Genomic DNA, 21,618 nt, shown 5'->3' on the forward strand with positions numbered 1-21,618 from the left:
AGTTACTTTTGTATTTTTACTAAAAAATCTAAATAAAAATGATAATTTTAATAAAACAAGGAGAGACTTTCTGAAAAGAAACAAATATAAATTATTAATTTTAGCCAGTATTACGGCTTTTTCTATTATTTCATTTGGATTATCTAACAAAAACATGACCAAAACACCTTCAAAACCTGATACTGAAGAGGCATCTAAAAAAGCTGGTCTTACAATTTCGAAGGCAGAACTGGATGTTGTAGCTGATAAGATTTTTAAAAATGAAGCCGGTGGAAAAAAAGAAGATATTGTATATTGGAATATCGGAGAAGATTTTCCCTCTCTTGGAATTGGACATTTTATATGGTACAGGGAAGGGCAAAGAGGAAAATTTGCAGAAAGCTTTCCACAGCTGGTAGCTTATTATAGGGCTCACAATATAAAATTACCTAAGATTATGGAAGAAAATGAATATTCGCCTTGGGCAAACAGAGATGAACTTTTTAGACAAAAAAGAATTTTGAACAAAGACATTATTGAATTGACAAATTTTCTTTATAATACGAAGGATGTTCAAGTTTCATTTATTTTTGAGCGTCTTGAAAATTCTTTGGAAAAAATGCTTGAAATTGCTGATAATCCAGAAAATGTAAAAAAACAATTTTACCGTGTTGCAAAATCTCCAAATGGTCTTTATCCTTTAATTGACTATGTTAATTTCAAGGGAGAAGGAACTACAAGAACAGAAACTTATAAGGGTGATGGCTGGGGACTTCTTCAAGTTCTGGAAAATATGAAAGGGACTGAAACTGGAAAAGCGGCTCTTATAGAATTTAGCAATTCTGCAAAATTTGTCCTTGAAAGACGTGTAAAAAATTCTGATCCTGAAAAAAATGAAAAAAAATGGCTAGCAGGATGGTTAAATCGTTGTGATACATATAAAAATTAGTTTAATCAGTTAAAAATTTTTAAAACAATATTTTATAGATAAATAAATAGTCTAAATTTTTATATTTAATTTTAATATAAGTTTAGACTATTTTTATTTGTATTTTATTACTTAAAATTCAGTAAAATATATTGTATTTAGAGAATCATTATTTATCCATAAAAAAAATTAATAGTAAAAAAATATTTTTATAAATAAATTTGCTTGCAAATATTACTATATATAAGATATAATATACATATATAAAATTTTAGCGAAAGGAAGCGAGTATGAAAAATATTTTAAAGTTTTTAATTAAAAGAATCGCAATGGGGCTTGTAACGTTGTGGCTAGTTATTACTATTACATTTTTTCTGATACATATGTTACCTGGTGATCCGTTTCAAAGTGAAAAAGCGATACCACCTAAAGTAAAGGAAAATCTAATGGCAAAATACCATTTGGATCGTCCACTTGGGGAACAATATGTTGAATATCTAAAAAACATAGCAAAAGGAGATTTGGGAGCATCCATGAAAGTTCGTGGAAGAACTGTTAATGATGTTATTAACAAAAGTTTTCTGACATCTGCAGATTTAGGAGCAAGATCTATTATATTTGCACTAGCTCTTGGAATTCCGCTTGGAATTATTGCAGCTCTTAAAAGAGGAAAATTTCAAGATAGGCTTTCAATGATTGTTGCAATAATTGGAATATCTGTTCCAAGTTTTGTATTGGCAGGACTTATGCAGAAGTATTTTGTTGATGTGCATAACGGTATTTTAATTGATAAATTTAATCTGCCTCTTGTAAGAATTTTATTATCGGGATGGGACAGACCTGAGAAAAAAATATTGCCAGTTATTGCACTTGGACTTTACACAGTAGCATTAATTGCACGTTTATTGAGAGACAAAATGATAGAGGTAATGGGTCAGGATTATATAAGGCTGGCTATTGCAAAAGGAGTAAAACCAAAAAATATCGTATTTAGACACGCTTTAAGAAATGCAATTTTACCAATTATTACAATAATGGGTCCAACAATTGCAGCAGTTCTTACAGGATCGTTTGTAATTGAAAAGATGTTTTCAATTCCTGGATTAGGAAAATATTTTGTTGACAGTATCAATGATAGGGATTATACAATGGTACTTGGAGTTACGGTATTTTATGCAATATTCCTAATCGTTATGATGATACTTGTAGATATTGTATATGTTTTAGTTGATCCTAAAATTAAACTTGGAAAAGGAGATGAGGTATAGTGGCAGAAAATATAAAAAAAATTATAACTGAAAATGATTATATCCCAACGCCTGAAGACTTTCAAATTGTAGGTCCTGACACCAATCAAAGCGAAGTAATCTACAAACCAAGTTTAACATTCTGGCAGGATGGATGGAGAAGATTCAAGAAAAATAAATTAGCTTTGTCATTTTTGGGAATAACTCTTGTTTTCTTATTTTTAGCAATATTTGGACAAAGTTTGACAAAATATTCTTATAGAGCTCAAGATTTATCAGCTAAATTTTTAAGCCCAGCGAAAGGGCTTGCAAAAGGACATTATTTAGGAACTGATAATTTAGGACGTGATTTATTTGCAAGACTTTCACAAGGGATAAGAATTTCAATGGAATTATCTTTGATAACAGCTGCAATCTGTGTTGTTTTCGGAACAATTTATGGAGCTGTATCAGCATATTTTGGTGGGATTATTGACACGATAATGACTAGAATTGTAGAAATATTATTAATTATTCCATCAATGATTTATATAATCTTGTTAATGGTTGTAATGGGAAACAGTGTAAAAACAATAATTATCGCAATGTCTCTTACAAGATGGTTAAATTATTCACTGTTAGTACGTGGAGAAGTCCTAAAAATAAAGGAAAATGAGTTTGTATTAGCTTCAAAATCACTTGGTGGAAACTTTTTATGGATAACTCTAAAACACTTAATTCCAAATACATTAAGTGTAATAATAATAAGACTTACAACAGATATACCAAACATTATCTTTACTGAAGCATTTTTAAGTTTCATTGGGCTTGGAGTACCAATTCCACAGGCTTCACTTGGAAACTTGGTATTTGATGGTTTCGTAAATATGACTTCGTATCCATATTTATTCATTATTCCATCAGTTGTAATTTCATTAATTACATTGGCATTTAATATAGTTGGAGATGCTTTAAATGATGCATTAAATCCAAAACTAAGAGATTAAAAATTTAAAATTTTAAAAATTTTATAAAATTTACTATTCTATAATTTAATATTATTTTTCTTAATTTCATTTATTTTAGTTTATTTAAGCAAGGGTATCAAACGCCATACCCTTGCATCCCCGCTTTACGCAAAACTTTCTTATAAAGAAAAAATAAAACTCGATTTTGAATATAAGTTATTTTAATACGAATAACCGTATATAATTCAAAATATGTTTCAAAATCTCAAACAGTTATTTTTTCTTTAACGAAATTTTGCTTTAATAATTAAATAAAAAAGTTAAATGAATTAAAAATAAATAGAGTTAATAAAGAAAAAGTATTTAGTTATAAAAGTTATGTAAAAACAATCCATATTAATACAGAGAGGATTAGAGAATGGGAAAAAAATTATTAGAAGTAAAAGACTTGAGTGTTTCTTTTAATACGTATGCTGGAGAAGTTCAGGCTCTTAGAGGTATTAGCTTTTCTGTGGACCGAGGGGAAACACTTGCAATTGTTGGAGAGTCTGGTTCGGGTAAATCGGTTACCGTACAGACAATTATGAGATTAATACCGGTGCCTCCAGGAGAAATAAAAAATGGGGAAATCCTTTTTGAAGGCGAAGATTTAGTAAAGGCTTCCATTGAAAGAATGAGAGAGCTTCGTGGCGGAAAAATAGGAATGATATTTCAAGATCCTATGACATCGCTTAATCCAACAATTAAAGTTGGAAAGCAGATTATGGAAGGAATTTTGATTCATAAAAATGTAACAAAGGAAGAGGCAAAGCAGCAAGCCATTGAAATGCTTAGAAAAGTTGGTATTCCTAAACCTGAAGAAAGATTTCATCAATATCCACATGAATTTTCTGGAGGAATGCGGCAAAGGGCTGTTATAGCCATTGCTCTTTCGTGTGAACCGGACTTATTGATTTGTGATGAGCCAACAACGGCTTTGGATGTTACAATTCAAGCACAAATACTGGATTTGATAAATGAACTGAAAAAAGAATTAAATATTGCCGTAATACTTATAACGCACGATTTGGGAGTAGTTGCTGAAACTGCTGACAGAGTGGTTGTCATGTATGCCGGGGAAAAGCTGGAAGAAGCTCCTGTAAGGGAATTATTTAAGAATCCAAAGCATCCTTACACTTGGGGACTTTTGAAATCTCTGCCAAGACTGGATATGAAAATGGGTGAAAAATTGGCTTCTATTCCAGGAACTCCTCCAGATTTATTAAAACCGCCTGTAGGAGATCCATTTGCACCACGTTCTGAATATGCAATGAAAATTGACTATGAAAGAAAACCTCCAATGATTGATTTAGGAAATGGACATTTTGTAAAATCGTGGCTTTATGTTGACGGTGCTCCAAAAATAAAATCTCCTTTTGAATCAGAGGAATCTGATGAATTACAAAATGAAGGAATGGAGGGGAAATAATGTCAGTTAACGAAAATAAAAAAGAAAAACTAATAGAAATGAAAAACTTAAAAAAATATTTCCCAATGAAAAAAAGACAAGTCCTAAAGGCTGTGGAAAATGTTACAATGGACATTTACAAAGGTGAAATTTTAAGTCTTGTAGGAGAATCAGGTTCTGGAAAAACTACACTTGGAAGAACTGTCAGCAGACTTTATACAAAGACAAATGGAGATATTTTATTTAACGGAAAACCAGTAGAATCTTATGGAAGAAAAGAATTTACAAAAAAAGTCCAGATGATATTTCAAGATCCGCAGGCTTCCCTTAATCCAAGAATGACTGTCGGAGATATTATTGCTGAAGGAATTGATATTCACAAGCTAGCAAGTTCAAAACAGGAAAGAATGGAAAGAGTTTACAGCCTTTTGGAAATTGTTGGACTAAATAGGGAGCATGCAAGCCGTTTCCCGCATGAATTTTCTGGAGGGCAAAGACAGAGAATTGGGATTGCAAGAGCATTAGCCGTTGATCCAGAAGTATTAGTGTGTGATGAGCCAATTTCGGCTCTAGATGTGTCAATTCAGGCACAAGTTGTAAATTTATTAAAGGATTTGCAAAAAGAAAGAAATTTGACTTTACTATTTATTGCACATGATTTGTCAATGGTAAAATATATTTCAGACAGAGTAGCAGTTATGTATCGTGGAAAAGTAGTAGAACTGGGAACTCCAGAAGTTGTTTACAGCGACCCTGTTCATAGCTACACAAAGTCTCTTATTTCCGCTGTACCAATAGCAGATCCTGATTTCAAGAAAACATCAAAAATTGATATGGATGAATCATATTTAAGAAGTCCAATGGGAGATGCTTCTGAAATAGGTATTATCCCTGAAACTCCTGAATTAACTGAATATAAGCCAGGACACTTTGTGGAAACTTCTTTCTTAAAGGAAAAAGGACTTATTTAAAAAATATTTTAATGTTTCAAAATAATTTATTTATAAAAAATCAAAATTTTAGAAAGGAAATATCAGAATTATGAAAAAAAGTTTTTTAGTACTTTGCTTACTTATATCAATGTTTATCATCTCTTGTGGAAAATCTGGCAATGATGGTAAATCAGCAGCATTTAACATCGAAGCTGAACCAACATCTTTAGATCCCCAAGTTTTAACTGATATAAGCGGATTTATGGTTACAAATATGACTTATGAGCCTCTTGTGAGACTAAACGAAAAAAATGAAGTTGTTCCTGCTGGAGCTGAAAGCTGGACTAAATCAGAAGATGGAAAAGTATGGACATTTAAAATCAGACAAGGAATGAAATGGAGCAACGGAGATCCTGTTACAGGAAAAGACTACTTTAACGGAATCAAAAGAGGAATCGATCCTAAAACTCGATCTGAATATTCAATACTTACTTTCTACATTGAAAATGCAGAGAACTTTAATAATGGAACTATAAAAGACTTTGGACAAGTTGGAGTAAAATTAAAAGACGACTATACACTTGAATTTACTTTATCAAAACCTGCACCATTCTTTATAAAAACATTAATTATGCCAGTTTACTTCCCAGTTAATGAAAAAGCATTGGCCACTAATGGCGAAGCGTACGCAACTGCAGCTGATAAATCAATTTATAATGGGCCATTTATAATGGAAGAATGGGAACATAATAGTAAAGTTGTTATGAAGAAAAATCCTAATTACTGGAATGCTCAAAATATAAAATTAGATACGCTTACAGCAGCAATTGTAGCAGATTTTGACGCAGCTACAAACTTCTTCGAAAACAAAGAACTAGATTTAACAAGAATTTCTGTAGAAAAAATGGAAAGTTACAAAGGAAAACCAGAATTACATACAGTTCCTGATGGAAGAGTGTACTATTTTGGATTTAACCGTTCACATCCTGTGTTAAAAAATATAAAAATTAGACAAGCTCTATCTCTTGCAATAGACAGAAAACAGCTTGTTGACAGTGTTCTAAACGGAGTAGGACTTCCTGCCTCAGGAGTTGTTGCACTTGGAAATGCTGGGGAAAAAGGTGATTTTAGAAAAGAAGCTGGAGATTTATTTGCACAATTCTCAAACACTACTCCAAAACAGTTGTTTGATGAAGGATTAAAAGAATTAAATATTACTCCTGCACAAGTTAAGTTAAAATTAACTGTTGACGAAAAGGGAACTGGTAAAAAAGAAGCAGAATTTTATCAAGCTCAATGGAAAGAAAAATTAGGAATTGATGTAGAAGTAGAAGTTCTGACTACTAAAGAAAGAATTGCACGTGCAAAAGCTGGAGAATTTGACATAGTAAGATACGGTTGGGGACCTGATTATGCAGATCCTATGACTTATTTGGAAATTTTCCACTCAAAGGCAAAAGATATTAACTTTGCTAAATATTCAAATCCTGAGTATGACAAATTAATTGACTTGGCTAAAGTTAACCAAGATAATAAAACTAGAATGGATGCGATGAAAAAAGCAGAAAAATTATTATCAGATGACTTTACATATTCAGCACTTTACTATCAAGTAGGGGTATATTTAATAAATCCTAACTTAAAAGGTGTTGTTTTACGTTCAGTTGGAGATTCTGTAGACTTTTATAGCGCTTATATCACAAAATAATTTTAATTTACTAATTTAATACGCCAAAAGAAAGGGTGAGTGCAGGTATGAAGAAAATATTACTAATCTTTACAATATTACTGGCTTTCGTTATTTCCTGTGGAAAAGGTGGAGATTCTGAAACATTAAAGCTCAACTTAAAAGAAGAAGGGAAATCTTATGATCCACAGCTTGCAAATGATTCAACGGGAGAATTTGTGGATTCACTTATTGCTGAAACATTAACAAGACAGGCAGAAGATGGAAAATCTATTCCTGGTGTGGCAGAAAAATGGGAACACAACGAAAATTCAACAGTGTGGACATTCCACTTGAGAAAAAATGCAAAATGGAGCAATGGTGATCCTATTACGGCAAAAGACTTTAGAGATGGTTGGGTTAGAGCATTAAAACCTGAAACAGCAGGAGAATATGCAGACAAATTATTTTACATAAAAAATGCTGAACAATTTAACGCAGGAAAAATTAAAGATGAAAATCAGCTTGGTATAAAGGTTATCGATGATTACACACTAGAAGTAACATTGAACAATCCTCTTACCTACTTTGATTCGATTGTAAGAATTCAGACTTATGCTCCTCTAAACAAAAAATTCTATGATAAAGTAGGAGAAAAATATATGACATCTCCTGAAACATCAATTTCATCAGGTGTATATGTAATAAAATCTTGGACAAGAGATTCAGAAATTGTATTCGAAAAAAATGAAAACTACTGGAATAAAGATAACATCAAATTAAAATCTATAAAGATGTTATTTATAAATGATCCTAATGCCAGCGTAAATGCTTTTAAAAATGGAGAAATTGACTCAACAAACATCTCTATTGAGCAGGCTAAGGAATTTAAGAATGACAAACGTAAACTGCTTACAAAAGATGGTTCTGTCTGGTATATGACATACAACATGAAAAATAAAGTTCTTGCGAACAAAAAAATTAGACAAGCTTTATCACTTGCTGTAGATAGAGAAAAATTGATTACAGATGTACTTGATAATACAGGAGAAGCTGCTTACACTTATACAACAAAAGGTGTTGGAATCAACGGTATTTCAAAAGATTTCTCTGAAGAAGCAGGAAAAATTTTCCCAGCTTACAATCCTCAAAAAGCAAAACAATTGCTAGCAGAAGGATTAAAAGAGCTAGGATTACAAAAATTGCCTGATTTAACAATGATTTTCAATGATTCTGGAAATAATAAGGTTATTTCTGAATATATTCAGGAAAGTTTAAGAACAAATTTAGGAGTAAACCTTAAAATTGAAGGAATGACATTCCAATCAAGACTAGATAAAATGCAACACAGAGATTATGAAATTGCTCTTGCAGGTTACAACGGAGATTATAACGATGCAATCACTTACCTAGATAGATTCCTGACAAAAGACGGAAATAATTTTTCAGATTACTCTAATCCTCGTTACGATGAACTTGTGAAAAAAGTTAAAAGTTCTGGAAATCAGGAAGAAAGAGTTAAGAATATGATTGAAATGGAAAGAATAATTGCAGAAGATATGCCTGTGGGACTACTTTACTATAGACAAAATACAAAATTATTAAATCCAAGAGTTCATAACATTGTATTTAGTCCAATAGGAAAAGATTTCGTTTTGGATAATACTTATATAAAATAATAAATAAAATTGTTTAATTTTGAAATTATTCAATAAATTTAATATAAAATTTTGAAGGAGAAAACTGTTATGAAAAAAATATTAGCTATGTTAATGATGCTGATTTTCGTTATTTCTTGCGGGAAAAGTGGCGGAAATAGCAAAACGTTTACTTTAAATTTGACGGATGAGCCAAAATCTATTGATCCGCAAATATCAACAGATATTGGTGGAGGAACTGTCAATGATCTTTTAATGGAAGGATTGACTAGAAAAGGAAAAAATGGAACATTTGAGCCAGGACTTGCTAAAAGCTGGGATAAATCGGCTGATGGATTAAAATGGACATTTCATTTAAGAGATAATCTAAAATGGAGCAATGGTGATCCAATTACTGCCCAAGACTTTAAAAACGGATGGCTTCGTGCATTAAAACCTGAAACAGCTTCTGAATATGCATATATGCTTTATCCAATAAAAAATGCAGAAAAATACAATAAAAAAGAAGGAACTGCAGAAGAAGTTGGAATAAAAGTTATCGACGATAAAACTTTGGAAGTAGAACTTGGAACTCCAGTTCCATATTTTGACAGCCTTGTAGCATTCAAAACTTACATGCCATTAAATCAAAAATTCTTTGATGAAACAAAAGATTCATATTTTACAGAATCTGAAAAAACAATATCTTCAGGTGCCTACACAATGGAAAGCTGGACACATGGCTCAGAAATAGTATTCAAAAAAAATCCTAATTACTGGGATGCGCCTAATGTAAAAGTTGAAAATATTGTGTACAAAATAATACCTGATAATAATTCAGCATTAAATGCATTTAATAACAAGGAAGTAGATGTAACTTCAATTACAGCTGAACAAGCAAAAGGATTTAAGGATAATCCAAAAATGGTTTCAAATAATGATGGATCAGTATGGTATCTATTATTTAACTTTAACAACAAAACACTAGCAAATGTAAAAATTAGAAAAGCTCTTCTTATGTCAATCGACAGAGAAGGTTTAGTAAAAAATGTATTAAATGGATATGGAACAGCGGCAAAAACTCTTGTTCCAAAAGGAATAGGAATAAAAGGATTGAATGACAAAGACTTTACAGAACAAGTTCCTACTTCAACATTAGCATACAATCCTGCAGAAGCTAAAAAATTATTAGCAGAAGGGCTGAAAGAAACAGGAGCAGCAAAATTCCCTAATATGTCAATGTTAATTAATGAAAGTGGAAATAATAAAGTTATTGCAGAATATATTCAAGAGCAATTAAGAAAAAATTTAGGTATTGAATTAAATCTGGAAATAATGACTGCTCAGGAAAGATTCTCAAGAATGAAACAAAAAAACTTTGACTTAGTTCTTGCAGGATGGTCTGGAGATTATCCTGACCCAATTACATACTTAGATTTATTTGAATCAACAGGTGGAACTAACTATGGTTCATATAAAAACCCTCAATATGATGCTTTAGTTAAAACTGTCAGAGGTACAGCCGATCAAAACGTCAGAATTCCTGCACTTGTTAAACTTGAAGGATTAGTTGCGGAAGATTTACCAGTTGGTGTGCTTTTCCACAGAGAAAAACAATATTTAGTTGATGAAAGAGTTCAAGGACTTGGATTTGTTGCAGTTAGTGGAGAATACTATTTCGGAAATCTATCATTAAAATAAGTTAAATTATAGGGGGTATCGTGTTATACCCCTTATTTAGTAGTTTAAAATTTTACAGAAATATCTAAAAATAGGAGGAAATAAATCAATGAAAAAACTGTTTTTGATATTGACATTGCTAATGTTTGTACTTTCGTGCGGAAGTAAAAATGGAAGTAATGGAAATACATTTACATTAAATATAGTAACTGAACCATCATCAATTGATCCGCAAATAACAACAGATGTTCCTGGTGGAACTGTTGATGAACTAATTTTAGAAGGCCTTTTAAGAAAAGACAAGACTGGAAAATCTGTTGCTGGTATTGCTGAAAAATGGGAAAAATCAGAAGACGGACTTATTTGGACGTTCCATTTAAGAGACGGTGTGAAATGGAGCAACGGAGATCCTGTTACTGCAAAGGACTTTAAAGCTGGATGGCTTCGTGGATTAAATCCTGACACAGCAGGAAGTAATGCAAGTATGTTATTTGTAATAAAAAATGGAGAAAAATACAATTCTAAAAAAGCTTCAGAAAATGAAGTTGGAATAAAAGTTGTTGATGATAAAACATTACAAGTAACTTTGGAAGCACCTACTCCATATTTTGATGATTTAGTTACGTTCAAATCATTTATGCCGTTAAACCAAAAATTCTACAACGAAGTAAAGGATAAATACTTTACAGATGCTGAATACACAATTTCAAACGGTCCTTACACTATGGAAAGCTGGACTCACGACTCAGAATTAAAATTCAAAAAAAATCCTAACTACTGGGACGCATCTAATGTAAAAACTGACAATGTCGTATTAAAAATAATCGCTACAGATTCAGCTGTTAATGCTTTTAAAAACAAAGAAGTTGATGTAACTGCTATAACTTTTGAACAAGCAAAAGAATTTGCTGGAAAACCAGAACTTGTAAAAGCTGATGATGGCGGAATTTACTACTTGCTATTCAACACAAAAGAAAATGTATTTAAAAATGCAAAAGTAAGACGTGCAATAACTATGGCAATAAATAGAGATGAACTTATAAACAAAGTTCTTGAAGGCTCTGAAAAAGCAACTAAAGCGTTCACTCCAACTGGAATTGGACTAAACGGCATTGCAAAAGATTTTGCACAGGAAGTTACAACTGACCAGCCTAAATTCAATGTTGAAGAAGCTAAGAAATTACTAGCAGAAGGACTTAGGGAAGAAGGATTAACAGAACTTCCAAGATTTGAAATTTTATTTAATGACACAGGAAGCAGAAAAGCTATTGTCGAATACATTCAAGAAAACTTGAGAAATAACTTAGGAGCAAATGTCGAACTGGATGTTGTAACAGGTAAGGAACGTGTTGAAAGAACTAAAAAACGTGATTATCAAGTTGCTCTTATGAACTGGACTGGAGATTTCCTAGATCCAATCACATATTTAGATTTATTTGAAAGCACAAATGCAAACAACCGTGGAGATTTCAAAAACGCAAGATATGACGAATTAACTAAAATTGTAAAAAGCTCTGCTGATCCAAAAGTAAGAGTTCCAGCAATGTTAGAAATGGAAAAACTTATCTCTGAAGAGCAACCAGTTACAATCTTATTCCAAAAACAAAAACTTTACTTAGTAAATCCAAAAGTTAAAAATCTAGGATTTGTATCAATTGGTGGAGAGTTCTTTATAAGAGATGTTGTAATGAATTAACTTAACGTAAGGGCATCACACGACATGCCCTTACAATTTTGATTGAGTAATTATTTTAATTAAATTAATACTAAACCTCGTTTAAAAATTAAAATAAATTTTTATAATAGGGGTGTTCAACAGTTAATTCATAATCATTCAACTTTTTTATTTTCGTAGGATTGCTCATTGCCACACAGAAAAATGCTCTGACAGGTTATTTGTACTAGAATTTGATTGAAAAATTTAATTATTTAAAAATATTAGGTTTATATCCTTTATTAGAAAAGTTTGTAATAAATTTGTTATTTAAATGAAGGTTAATATAAAGTAAATTAGTGAATATTTTAATAAAAAAAGGAATATAATTTTATGAAAAATAAATTTATCCTACTGGACAGAGATGGTGTAATAAATGTAGAAAAATCATATTTATATAAAATCGAAGATTTTGAATATGAAAAAAATGTAATTAAAGGACTTAAGGAATTACGTGATTTAGGGTATAAATTTGCGATTATAACAAATCAGTCTGGAATTGCGAGAGGATATTACACAGAAGAGGATTATTTAAAATTGCAGGATTTTATTGAAAAAGATTTGTTAAAACATGGGATAAAGATTGAAAAATCATATTTTTGCCCACACCATCCAAATGGAACTCGAAAATATGGTATTGAATGTAATTGCCGAAAGCCGAATACTGGTAATTTTGAACTAGCGATAAATGAATTTAATATTGATACTAAAAATTCTTTTATGATTGGCGATAGGCCAACTGATTTGATTCCGGCAGAAAAATTGGGGATTACTCCTGTTTTAATAAAAACAGGCTATGGATTGAAAAGTTTGGAAAAACTTGAAGAAACAGGGCTAAATCCTGTAGTTGTAAATGATATTCTAGATTTTTCAGAAAAATTGAAAAACAAAAAAATTATTATTGAGTAAAAATATAAAAAAGGTAAATTTACCTTCCTTATAAATGAAAAAGTTCTAATCTTTATTGACTAGAACTTTTTTTACTATCTTTATTTTAGTGTTGTTAATATTTTTTCAAACAATCCTTCTTCTGTATATTTCTTAGGCTCTATTCCTACTTTCAATCCATATTTTTCAATAGTTTTTGTAGTAACAGGGCCAATAGAGACTATAACTTTATTTTTCAGAATCTCTTTTATTTCCTCATTTTCACTTAAGTTTATGCTATCAGCAAAGGCTTTAAATGTTGATGAGCTTAAGAACATTAAAATATCGCTTTCTTTTATGTATTTTTCTGCTTTTTCCTTTTCCACTTTAACTGTCTGAGTTTTATACACTACAAGTTTTTCATAATTTCGATTGTATAAATCTGAATATTTTTTTTCATTTACTGGAGAAATGTCAGATACTATAAACAGTATTTTTTCTCCTTCCTTAGTAAAATTCACACTTTCGCTTGCCAGTCTTTCCACAGTGTATTCTTCTGGATAAAAATCTGGAATTATTTTATATTTTTCAATTTCTTCAGCAGTTTTTTCTCCCACTACACCTATTTTAACATTTCCCAAAGAGCGAATATCCTTTACTTTTTTCATAAATCCAATAACAGAATTTATGCTGTTAAATAGAAGGGTACTGTATTCTTTCAAATCAGGCATTTCAAAGTCGACATATTCTATATTAATAAATGGAAGGCTCAAAGCCTGTCCGCCAAGTTCATTTATTTTATTTGATATATTTTGTTGTTTTTCCCTATTTCTTGTAACAAGAATATTTTTCCCAAATAACGGCTTATTCTCAAACCATTTCATTTTTTCCCGTAAATTCACCACTTCTCCAATTAAAATAATGGCAGGCGATTTTATATTATGTTCTTTTACTGTATTTACTATTGTTTCCAATGTTCCTGTGTAAGTTTTCTGTCTTGTCGTTGTTCCATCTTTTATTATTGCAACAGGGGTTTTTGGATTTTTTCCGTTATTTATTAAATTTTCTGCTATTTTTTCAAGATTGCTTAATCCCATTAAAAAAACCAAAGTTCCTTCCAATTTTGCAATAACTGGAAAATCAAGCTCTATTCCATTAAATTGCGTATGTCCAGTAAATACATGAAAAGAAGTATTAATTCCTCTGTGAGTAACAGGGATTCCAGCATAAGCTGGCACAGCGATTGAAGAAGTTATCCCCGGAATTACCTCAAAATCTATATTTTCAGCAACCAAAGCCTCTATTTCTTCTCCCCCTCGTCCAAATACAAAAGGATCTCCTCCTTTTAATCTTAGAACCGCAAGTCCTTCTTTACCTTTTTCAACTAATTTATTATTTATTTCTGCCTGCAATTTTCCTCCAGCAGTATTTTCTTTCCCCATATAAATCATTTCTACATCAGACTTTGCATATTGTAAGATATTTTCATTTACAAGCCTGTCATAAACAATGCAATCAGCTTTTTCTATCACGTTTTTCAATTTTAAAGTTATAAGCCCCTCATCTCCACAGCCTGCTCCTGCAATATAAACTTTACCTTTTCTCATTTTTCATCTCCTCTTTTTTTATTTCTTCAGCCAATTTTTGTGCAGTTTCCTTTGGATTTTCCCTATTTCCTTCAACTTCTTTAAATATTCTGATTCCGTTATCATTAAACATTCCCTTTAATTTTAATGTATTTCCTTCAATAACCGATGAACAGCCTATCGGAGTATGGCATCCTCCATCAAAAATTTTTGAAAATTCTCTTTCAGCTTTACACATTATCGTAACTTCATCATCATTTATACTTTTCAGAAGGTGTCGTATTTTATTATCATTTTCCCTGCATTGAATACACAAAATCCCTTGTCCTGGTGCTGGCATAAATGAATCTGTATCAAAATATTCAGTAATTCTGTTTTCCAGCCCAACTCTTTTTAATCCAGCCGCAGCCAGCACAATCGCATCATATTCCCCATCATCAAGTTTTTTCAGCCTTGTGTGAATATTACCTCGAATTGCTTTTATTTTTACATCATTTCGCAAATTCAAAAGCTCCTTTTCCCGTCTTATGCTCCCTGTCCCAATTACAGAATTTTTATCAAGTTCTTTTAATTTTTTTCCATTTTTTGAAACAAACACATCCCGATTATCTTCTCTCATTGGAAAACACGCATTCAAAAGCCCTTCTGGAGTGTTCTGTGGCATATCCTTTAACGAATGTACCGCCAAATCTATTTTATTTTCCAGCATTTCCTTTTCAATTTCCTTCACAAACAAGTCCTTTTGCGTAGTTCCTTTTATTTTTGTAAAGTCTCTTAAATCCTTATCTCCCTTTGTAACTATAACTTTCAGTTCTATTTCTAACGGATTTTTTTTCTCAAATCCTTCAATTTCGCAAAAATTCTCCATACTTCTTAATTTATCATATTTTTTAATAAGCATTTCCTTCACTTTTTCCGCTTGTGCAAGTGCCAAAATGCTTCCTCTAGTTCCAATAATTATTTTATTTGATTTCATCCATTTTCACCCATCTCAATATTTTTATGATTTGTATATTTATTTCTTTTTTCAAGTTTCTCTGCTATTTTTTTTAGCTGCTCCTCAATAATGTAAGAATATTTTTCTACAATTTCATCCCGTTTTTCCACATTTTTATTATATTCATCCCAAATATCCTCCAAATGATAAAGCGAAGCATTTTCAAACTCCCCAATACTTGCCTCAATATCTCTAGGAACGGCTAAATCAAGGAAAAACCGTTTTTTCCCATCATTCAAAATATTTTGAATTTTCGCTGTTTCAAGAATCAAATGTGGTGCAGAAGTGGCACTTATTACAATATCCATATTTTTTATAACATTATATTTCTCGTTAAATTCTGCTGTCTGAACCTCTGGATACACTTTCTGCAATTCAATTGACCGTCGTAAACTTCTATTTGTCATTGTCAAATGGCAATTATTCATTTTGTGAAGAAGTGCAAGAATTGACTGGCTCAAATCTCCCACTCCAATTACAAATATTTTTTTATTTTCAAGACTCTCAAATTTTGTTCTTATAAATTTTACAGCTATCGAATCAAGTGAAATATTTTTTTCATTTATCTTGCTTTCCGCCCTAAATCTTTTCCCAGTTTCTATCGCCTGATTAAACATTATATTCAAAAATGAAGATGTAATATTTTTGTCAAGAGCGTCAAAATATGCTTTTTTAAGCTGTACAAGAATCTGATCCTCTCCCTTTATTATTGAATCCAGCCCACAAATCACCCGCAACAAATAATTCACGGCTTCAGCACCTTTATAGTCCTTCATCTTATCAATTCTAAAATCCCTCTTTAAACTCTCAATTTCAAATTCCTTGCTAACATCCAAATAAAGCTCTATCCTAAGGCAAGTTTCGACAGCCACATACCCCTTTATAATCCTTTTTTCCAAATACCCCCTCAAAACATGTCTATACCCCTCTTTTACAAACTTTTCCCTTTCTTCCAAACTCAAATTTTTATAACTAAAACTCAGAATATAAAAATTTTTTACTAAATTTTCCTTCATTTTTCCTCTCTCCAATTTTTATTTTATAGAATTTTGTAATTTTTTAAAATAATTTTTCTTAATTTCTATCTGCAAAATGAATATTACTAAATTTATTTATTATATGAAATGATGTATAAATTTTAGTATTCTAATTTTTTTATTTTTTCTCCTCACAGACGATTACCTATATTCTATTAATTTTTCCGTTTTTTGTCAATTCAATTTAATAATAAGATTCTCAAACATTCTAATCGTAAATTTATAACAAAATATATTAAAACCTATTTAAAATTAAACTACTAAAAATTATATAAATTTAGGGTTTGAGTAAAATATTCATAACTTTTGAGTTTATTTTTAAAGCAGTTTTACTATAAAATAATAGGGAATATCTTATAAATCATAAGAATCCCCATTTAAAATACTAATAAGCATATTTCGCAATCTCATCGACTATATCGCTTGTCATTTCATCTAACACATATTTTTTATTAGCTTTAATAGTTTTTCATTCTTCCTTAGGTTTATTTGCCTTTTCATCAGAGATATTTCCGCCAGTAGTGATTTTTACTTTATTAGTCGAAAAATCAATACCAAGTTCTTTCTCGTTGTCAGAATTTCTCATATGTAAATTGCTATCAAATCTGATAAGTTCAAATTTTTTATTCTAAAATTTCTCTCAAAGCCCTAGCAACCCTATCATTACTCTTTCTGTCCTTAATTGCCAGCCTAAAAAATCTTTCATCCAAAAATTTAAAATTGGACGCATCTCTTATCAAAATTCCTTCTTCCATCATCTTTTCCCGCAATTTTTTCACATTCAGTCCTTTAGAAATCAGCTCATCTTTTATTTTTACGCAAATAAAGTTTACTTCAGTCTTATAAGGCTTTATTCCTGAAATTTCATTCAGTCTTTCATACATGTATCTTTTTTCTTCTGTTATCCAGTTTAATGTTTTTTCTATATATTCTATATCATTAAGCACTGTTATTCCAGCCATTTCAGCGATATTGTTCACGCTCCACGGCTCTTTTTTTTCAGCGATTTTCTTTTCCAAATTTTTGTCAAAATAAATTCCATATCCCAATCGTAATCCTGGAATAGCAAAAAATTTTGTAAATGCACGAGTTACAAACAAATTTTTCTTATTTTCCCCACTATTTACAATGCTTTCCTTTAGTCCATCCTCTAAAAATTCGATAAATGCCTCATCAATAAATAACTTTGTCTCATATCTATTGCATTCTCTCAAAATTTCCTCTGTTTCAGCCATTTTCAAAAATTTTCCAGTCGGATTATTCGGATTGCAAATTATTACCAAATCATATTTTTTCTCAAGTTCTTTTTTTAATTTCCCAATGTTAAGCCTAAACTCATCTTTTTCTTCTAATTCAAAATATTCAATTTCAATTTTCTGACTTTCAGAATTTTTACACGCTCTTACTGCCCTTTCATATTCCCCAAAAGTAGGCGATACAATCAGCACTTTTTCGGGCTTTATTACTTTTATGAACAAAAATATAGCTTCTGTTGCACCATTCCCCAGCACAATATTTTCCAGTTCAACTTTATTCAGATGAGCCAATTTTTCACGCAATTCCACATAGTCAGGATCAGGATACCTCTCAAGAATCCCAATATTTTCGATAATCTTCTGCTTTAAACTCTCTGGCACTCCGTAAGGATTGATATTTGAACTGTAATCCAGTATTTCTGTTATATTTTTTTCCCTGAATATTTTATAAATATTACCACCATGAAAATCCATTTTTTCCTCCATTTTATGAAAATTGTTTTTATACAATCTCTCATCTTATTTTACATTAAAAATCTTTTAAAATCAAACATATATTTGAATATTTATAATTTTTTTGTTTATTTTTAAATATTTTTTACTATTATTATTTTTTTATTTTATAGATTATAATGTATAAAGTAAATTTGAATAATATAAAAAGTTATTGTCATTTTACTTTTTAAATAAGCAAGATATAAAGTGTTCAATTATAGACTCTAACTCTATTCGCTCAATTTATAATTAAACTACACTCAAAAAAAAAAAAAAAAAGATAAAACAAATGAGAATTAAATCACAATATTTAGAACATAGAGTATAATAAGAATAAAGAAAATAAATTAAAGGAGTTGAATGTCTATGAAAGTAGTATTTAAAATTTTAGCTTTAATTTTACTAGCATTAACAGTTACAAGCTGCGAATTGTTTAGTCCAAAATTTTGGGGAGAAGTAAAAAAAGATGACGTTTTGACAGGTAGATATTACGATACTGGAACAGGAGAAACCACAATTGAGAGACCACATTGTCTTTTAGATAGAAATGGACGTAAGAAAGAGTGCCGTAAAACACCTTATGAAAACAAAAGATTTACAGGTTGTAGCGGATCAAATACAGGTATGCTTGGAACTGGAAGAATCTGTACGTATGAAGATTATTAAACAATTACCTCAAATAAATAATAGTTAGGAGAGATTTTTATGAACAAAATATTTAAAATATTAATTATAGTCTTACTAGGATTGACTTTAATCAGTTGTTCATCGCCAGATGTAATGGGATATGATGGAGAAGGATATTATCGTAATTAAGATAAAAAAAGATATTATTTAATTCATAGATTGACTAGACTGCACCCCAAAAATTATATATAGGAGGTGCAGTTTTTTTATTAAGAGAATTTATACTAAACCCTATTTTGATACTGAATTCATTACAAACTTTTTCAATATACTCAAACCTATTTAAAATTAAACTACTAAATTATATAAATTTTAGGTTTTAAGTAAAATAATCATAATTTTTGAATATTGTTTTAAAGTAGTTTTACTATAAATTATAAAATTATGTTTTTATTTTTATCATTTTAATTTCCTATTTTATCCCCATTATTTCATAAACCTTATCAATATCGACATTTTCTCGCAAAATTTGTGCCAATTTATCGTATTCCCTGTTTTTATATTCTTTGAAACTAAAATCTTCATCGACTTTGTCTAGCCCTTTAAGTTTTCTTACTTCGTTCAGAAAATGATTTGTAAATTCAGAATTGTCAAATATTCCGTGAATATAGGTTCCGACAACATTGCCTTTTACAGCACCTTTTAGCTTTTCATCGTCAAAGATACATTTTATCTCGGTTTTTTCCTCATTTACAGGATAGCTGTAACCTTGATGTATTTCATAGCCTTTTATTTCAATGCCGTCCATTCCAGCGAGTATTCCGTCTGCATTTTTTATTTTATTTTCATACTGTGTTGTTGTTTTTGCCGTTTCCATAACTGTTTCTATGTCTAATAAATCTAAACCTGAGATTTCTTTTAGATTAGACTCAATATTTTGAGGATCCATTATTTTTTGTCCCAGTATTTGAAAACCGCCACAAATTCCAAATACTATCGTTCCTCTTTTTGCAAGCCTGATAATTTCCCTGCTTATATTTTTATCAATCAAGTCCTTCATGTCTTCCACAGTATTTTTAGAGCCAGGAATAATAATAATGTCCTCATCTCCAAGTTCAGAGCTTTTTGTAACGTATTTCAAGGAAACATCGTTATAATGGCTAAGTGCGTCAATGTCTGTAAAATTCGATATATGTTTTAGTTTAATAACTGAAATCCGAATTTTCCCTTCTTTTTTCACATTATACTTATCAATCCCTAGACTGTCCTCTTCCTCGATTCCAAGCGGTACAAACGGTACTACTCCCAGAACAGGTACATTTGTCAACTCTTCAATCATCTCAATTCCAGGAGTCAAAAGGCTCTTATCCCCCCTAAATTTGTTTATAATTACACCTTTTATACGTTTTCTTTCACTTTCCTCAAGAAGCATAATTGTCCCGTAAATTGCCGCAAAAACACCGCCTCTGTCAATATCAGCAACCAAAATAACAGGTGAATCAGCCATTTCCGCCATCCCTGTATTTACAATGTCATCTTCCTTCAAGTTAATCTCCGCAGGGCTTCCTGCCCCTTCCAGCACGCAAATATCGAAGTTATCCCTTATGTAATTGTACGCCGCCATTATATCCTTTTTTAAATTATGTTTATAGGCAAAATATTCCCTTGCATCCATATTTTTGTAAACTTTTCCATTCACAATAACCTGTGATTTTCTGTCTGTTGTAGGTTTTAATAATATCGGATTCATAAATGCCTGAGGCTCGATATTAGCCGCTTCAGCCTGCACCACCTGAGCTCTCCCCATTTCTTTTCCATCCTTCGTAATAAACGAATTTAAAGCCATATTCTGTGACTTAAACGGCACAACGCTATACCCGTCCTGATAAAATATTCTGCAAAATCCTGCATTGATTATGCTTTTTCCCACATTAGAACCTGTCCCCAGCAACATTATATTTCTATGTTTTCTTCCCATAAATACTGCTCCTATTTTAAATTTATCTAAAAAATTTATTTATTCCCATTAAAATAATTATAACAGATAAAAATGCCATAAGCAAATTGGATTTGTAAAAAATTTATTTTCTTTTGAATTTTATTCTGTCTAATACTTTTTTGACTTTATCACTATGAAATGCTCCAATTATAAATGAAACATGCGATAATATACAAAATATATATTTTCTCCCATTTGTCAAACTAGACATTATCGAACTATGTTCATCTTCAAAAATAGCCCTAAACACAAAATAAATAAATATTACAATCATTACCAAAATTAATGCTTTTTTATTCATTTTTTTTAGAAATCTTTTGCACAAATATCCTAAGAAGTACATAATTCCCAATATTATTATCAAGCAAAACAACGAAAACACAATTATAAAAATCTTCAAAATCTGCTCTGGAGCTTCCAACAAAACCCCAGTAGAAAATAATGTAAAAATAAACCAAAACAAATATGCCAACACTGGATATATTGCTGACTGAACTAAAAAATAAATTATTGTAAATAAAATTAATCCTAAAGGATTATTCTGTTTCGTCATAAGTTTGTCTGTATTTTTTTTCAT

General features: G+C 30.7%; 17 protein-coding genes. 11 read left to right on the forward strand and 6 right to left on the reverse strand.

Going from position 1 to position 21,618, the window contains the following annotated elements:
- Nucleotides 1-70 precede the first annotated feature (70 nt).
- From FVE75_RS10550 to FVE75_RS10595, 10 genes are all read left to right on the forward strand, one after another.
- Nucleotides 71-928 (forward strand): hypothetical protein, encoded by an 858-nt coding sequence (locus FVE75_RS10550; protein ID WP_147006381.1) that lies wholly within the window; start codon nucleotides 71-73, stop codon nucleotides 926-928.
- Nucleotides 929-1,197: 269 nt separating this feature from the next.
- Entirely contained in the window at nucleotides 1,198-2,175 is a 978-nt protein-coding gene (locus FVE75_RS10555; protein WP_021744418.1) for an ABC transporter permease, read from the forward strand.
- On the forward strand, nucleotides 2,175-3,140 hold the full coding sequence (locus tag FVE75_RS10560) for an ABC transporter permease (protein WP_147006382.1): 966 nt from the start codon (nucleotides 2,175-2,177) through the stop codon (nucleotides 3,138-3,140). Before FVE75_RS10555 ends, FVE75_RS10560 begins: the two co-directional genes overlap by 1 nt.
- 379 nt (nucleotides 3,141-3,519) lie before the next feature.
- Nucleotides 3,520-4,569, forward strand: a complete 1,050-nt coding sequence (locus tag FVE75_RS10565) for an ABC transporter ATP-binding protein (RefSeq protein WP_147006383.1) — start codon at nucleotides 3,520-3,522, stop codon at nucleotides 4,567-4,569.
- Complete coding sequence (locus FVE75_RS10570) at nucleotides 4,569-5,519, forward strand: ABC transporter ATP-binding protein (RefSeq protein WP_147006384.1); 951 nt, start codon at nucleotides 4,569-4,571, stop codon at nucleotides 5,517-5,519. The genes FVE75_RS10565 and FVE75_RS10570 overlap by 1 nt, the downstream gene beginning before the upstream one ends.
- A gap of 70 nt (nucleotides 5,520-5,589) precedes the next feature.
- Nucleotides 5,590-7,188 carry a peptide ABC transporter substrate-binding protein gene (locus FVE75_RS10575; protein WP_147006385.1) on the forward strand — a complete coding sequence of 533 codons (1,599 nt, stop codon included), beginning with the start codon at nucleotides 5,590-5,592 and terminating at the stop codon, nucleotides 7,186-7,188.
- Nucleotides 7,189-7,235: 47 nt separating this feature from the next.
- A complete protein-coding gene (locus FVE75_RS10580; protein WP_147006386.1) occupies nucleotides 7,236-8,825 on the forward strand; it encodes a peptide ABC transporter substrate-binding protein in 1,590 nt (529 codons plus the stop codon).
- Between the two features lie 69 nt (nucleotides 8,826-8,894).
- Nucleotides 8,895-10,484 (forward strand): peptide ABC transporter substrate-binding protein, encoded by a 1,590-nt coding sequence (locus FVE75_RS10585; RefSeq protein ID WP_147006387.1) that lies wholly within the window; start codon nucleotides 8,895-8,897, stop codon nucleotides 10,482-10,484.
- Nucleotides 10,485-10,572: 88 nt separating this feature from the next.
- Nucleotides 10,573-12,159 (forward strand): peptide ABC transporter substrate-binding protein, encoded by a 1,587-nt coding sequence (locus FVE75_RS10590; protein ID WP_147006388.1) that lies wholly within the window; start codon nucleotides 10,573-10,575, stop codon nucleotides 12,157-12,159.
- A 351-nt stretch (nucleotides 12,160-12,510) separates the two neighbouring features.
- Nucleotides 12,511-13,086 carry a D-glycero-alpha-D-manno-heptose-1,7-bisphosphate 7-phosphatase gene (locus FVE75_RS10595; RefSeq protein ID WP_147006389.1) on the forward strand — a complete coding sequence of 192 codons (576 nt, stop codon included), beginning with the start codon at nucleotides 12,511-12,513 and terminating at the stop codon, nucleotides 13,084-13,086.
- 80 nt (nucleotides 13,087-13,166) lie between these two features.
- Here the strand turns inward: FVE75_RS10595 and cobA are convergent, their stop codons facing one another.
- The 4 genes from cobA to FVE75_RS10615 all read right to left on the reverse strand — a co-directional run bounded on the left by cobA (nucleotide 13,167) and on the right by FVE75_RS10615 (nucleotide 18,394).
- A complete protein-coding gene (gene cobA, locus FVE75_RS10600) occupies nucleotides 13,167-14,651 on the reverse strand; it encodes a uroporphyrinogen-III C-methyltransferase (protein ID WP_147006390.1) in 1,485 nt (494 codons plus the stop codon).
- The gene (gene hemC, locus FVE75_RS10605) at nucleotides 14,638-15,606 is read right to left on the reverse strand and encodes a hydroxymethylbilane synthase (RefSeq protein WP_147006391.1); all 969 of its coding nucleotides are present in this window, start codon (nucleotides 15,604-15,606) and stop codon (nucleotides 14,638-14,640) included. Before hemC ends, cobA begins: the two co-directional genes overlap by 14 nt.
- Nucleotides 15,603-16,643: a glutamyl-tRNA reductase gene (gene hemA / locus FVE75_RS10610; protein WP_147006392.1), complete on the reverse strand. Its 1,041-nt coding sequence runs from the start codon at nucleotides 16,641-16,643 to the stop codon at nucleotides 15,603-15,605. Before hemA ends, hemC begins: the two co-directional genes overlap by 4 nt.
- Nucleotides 16,644-17,287: 644 nt before the next feature.
- On the reverse strand, nucleotides 17,288-18,394 hold the full coding sequence (locus FVE75_RS10615; RefSeq protein ID WP_147006393.1) for a pyridoxal phosphate-dependent aminotransferase: 1,107 nt from the start codon (nucleotides 18,392-18,394) through the stop codon (nucleotides 17,288-17,290).
- A gap of 387 nt (nucleotides 18,395-18,781) precedes the next feature.
- Between FVE75_RS10615 and FVE75_RS10620 the strand changes: the two genes are divergently transcribed.
- The gene (locus FVE75_RS10620; RefSeq protein WP_147006394.1) at nucleotides 18,782-19,081 is read left to right on the forward strand and encodes a hypothetical protein; all 300 of its coding nucleotides are present in this window, start codon (nucleotides 18,782-18,784) and stop codon (nucleotides 19,079-19,081) included.
- A gap of 433 nt (nucleotides 19,082-19,514) precedes the next feature.
- Here FVE75_RS10620 and FVE75_RS10625 read toward each other — a convergent pair whose 3' ends face one another.
- Together FVE75_RS10625 and FVE75_RS10630 are read right to left on the reverse strand one after the other, a co-directional pair.
- Nucleotides 19,515-21,020, reverse strand: a complete 1,506-nt coding sequence (locus FVE75_RS10625) for a cobyric acid synthase (protein WP_147006395.1) — start codon at nucleotides 21,018-21,020, stop codon at nucleotides 19,515-19,517.
- Between the two features lie 103 nt (nucleotides 21,021-21,123).
- A complete protein-coding gene (locus FVE75_RS10630) occupies nucleotides 21,124-21,618 on the reverse strand; it encodes a DUF3810 domain-containing protein (RefSeq protein WP_147006396.1) in 495 nt (164 codons plus the stop codon).

The sequence above is a fragment of the Leptotrichia hongkongensis genome, assembly GCF_007990635.1.
Lineage (GTDB): Bacteria > Fusobacteriota > Fusobacteriia > Fusobacteriales > Leptotrichiaceae > Leptotrichia > Leptotrichia hongkongensis.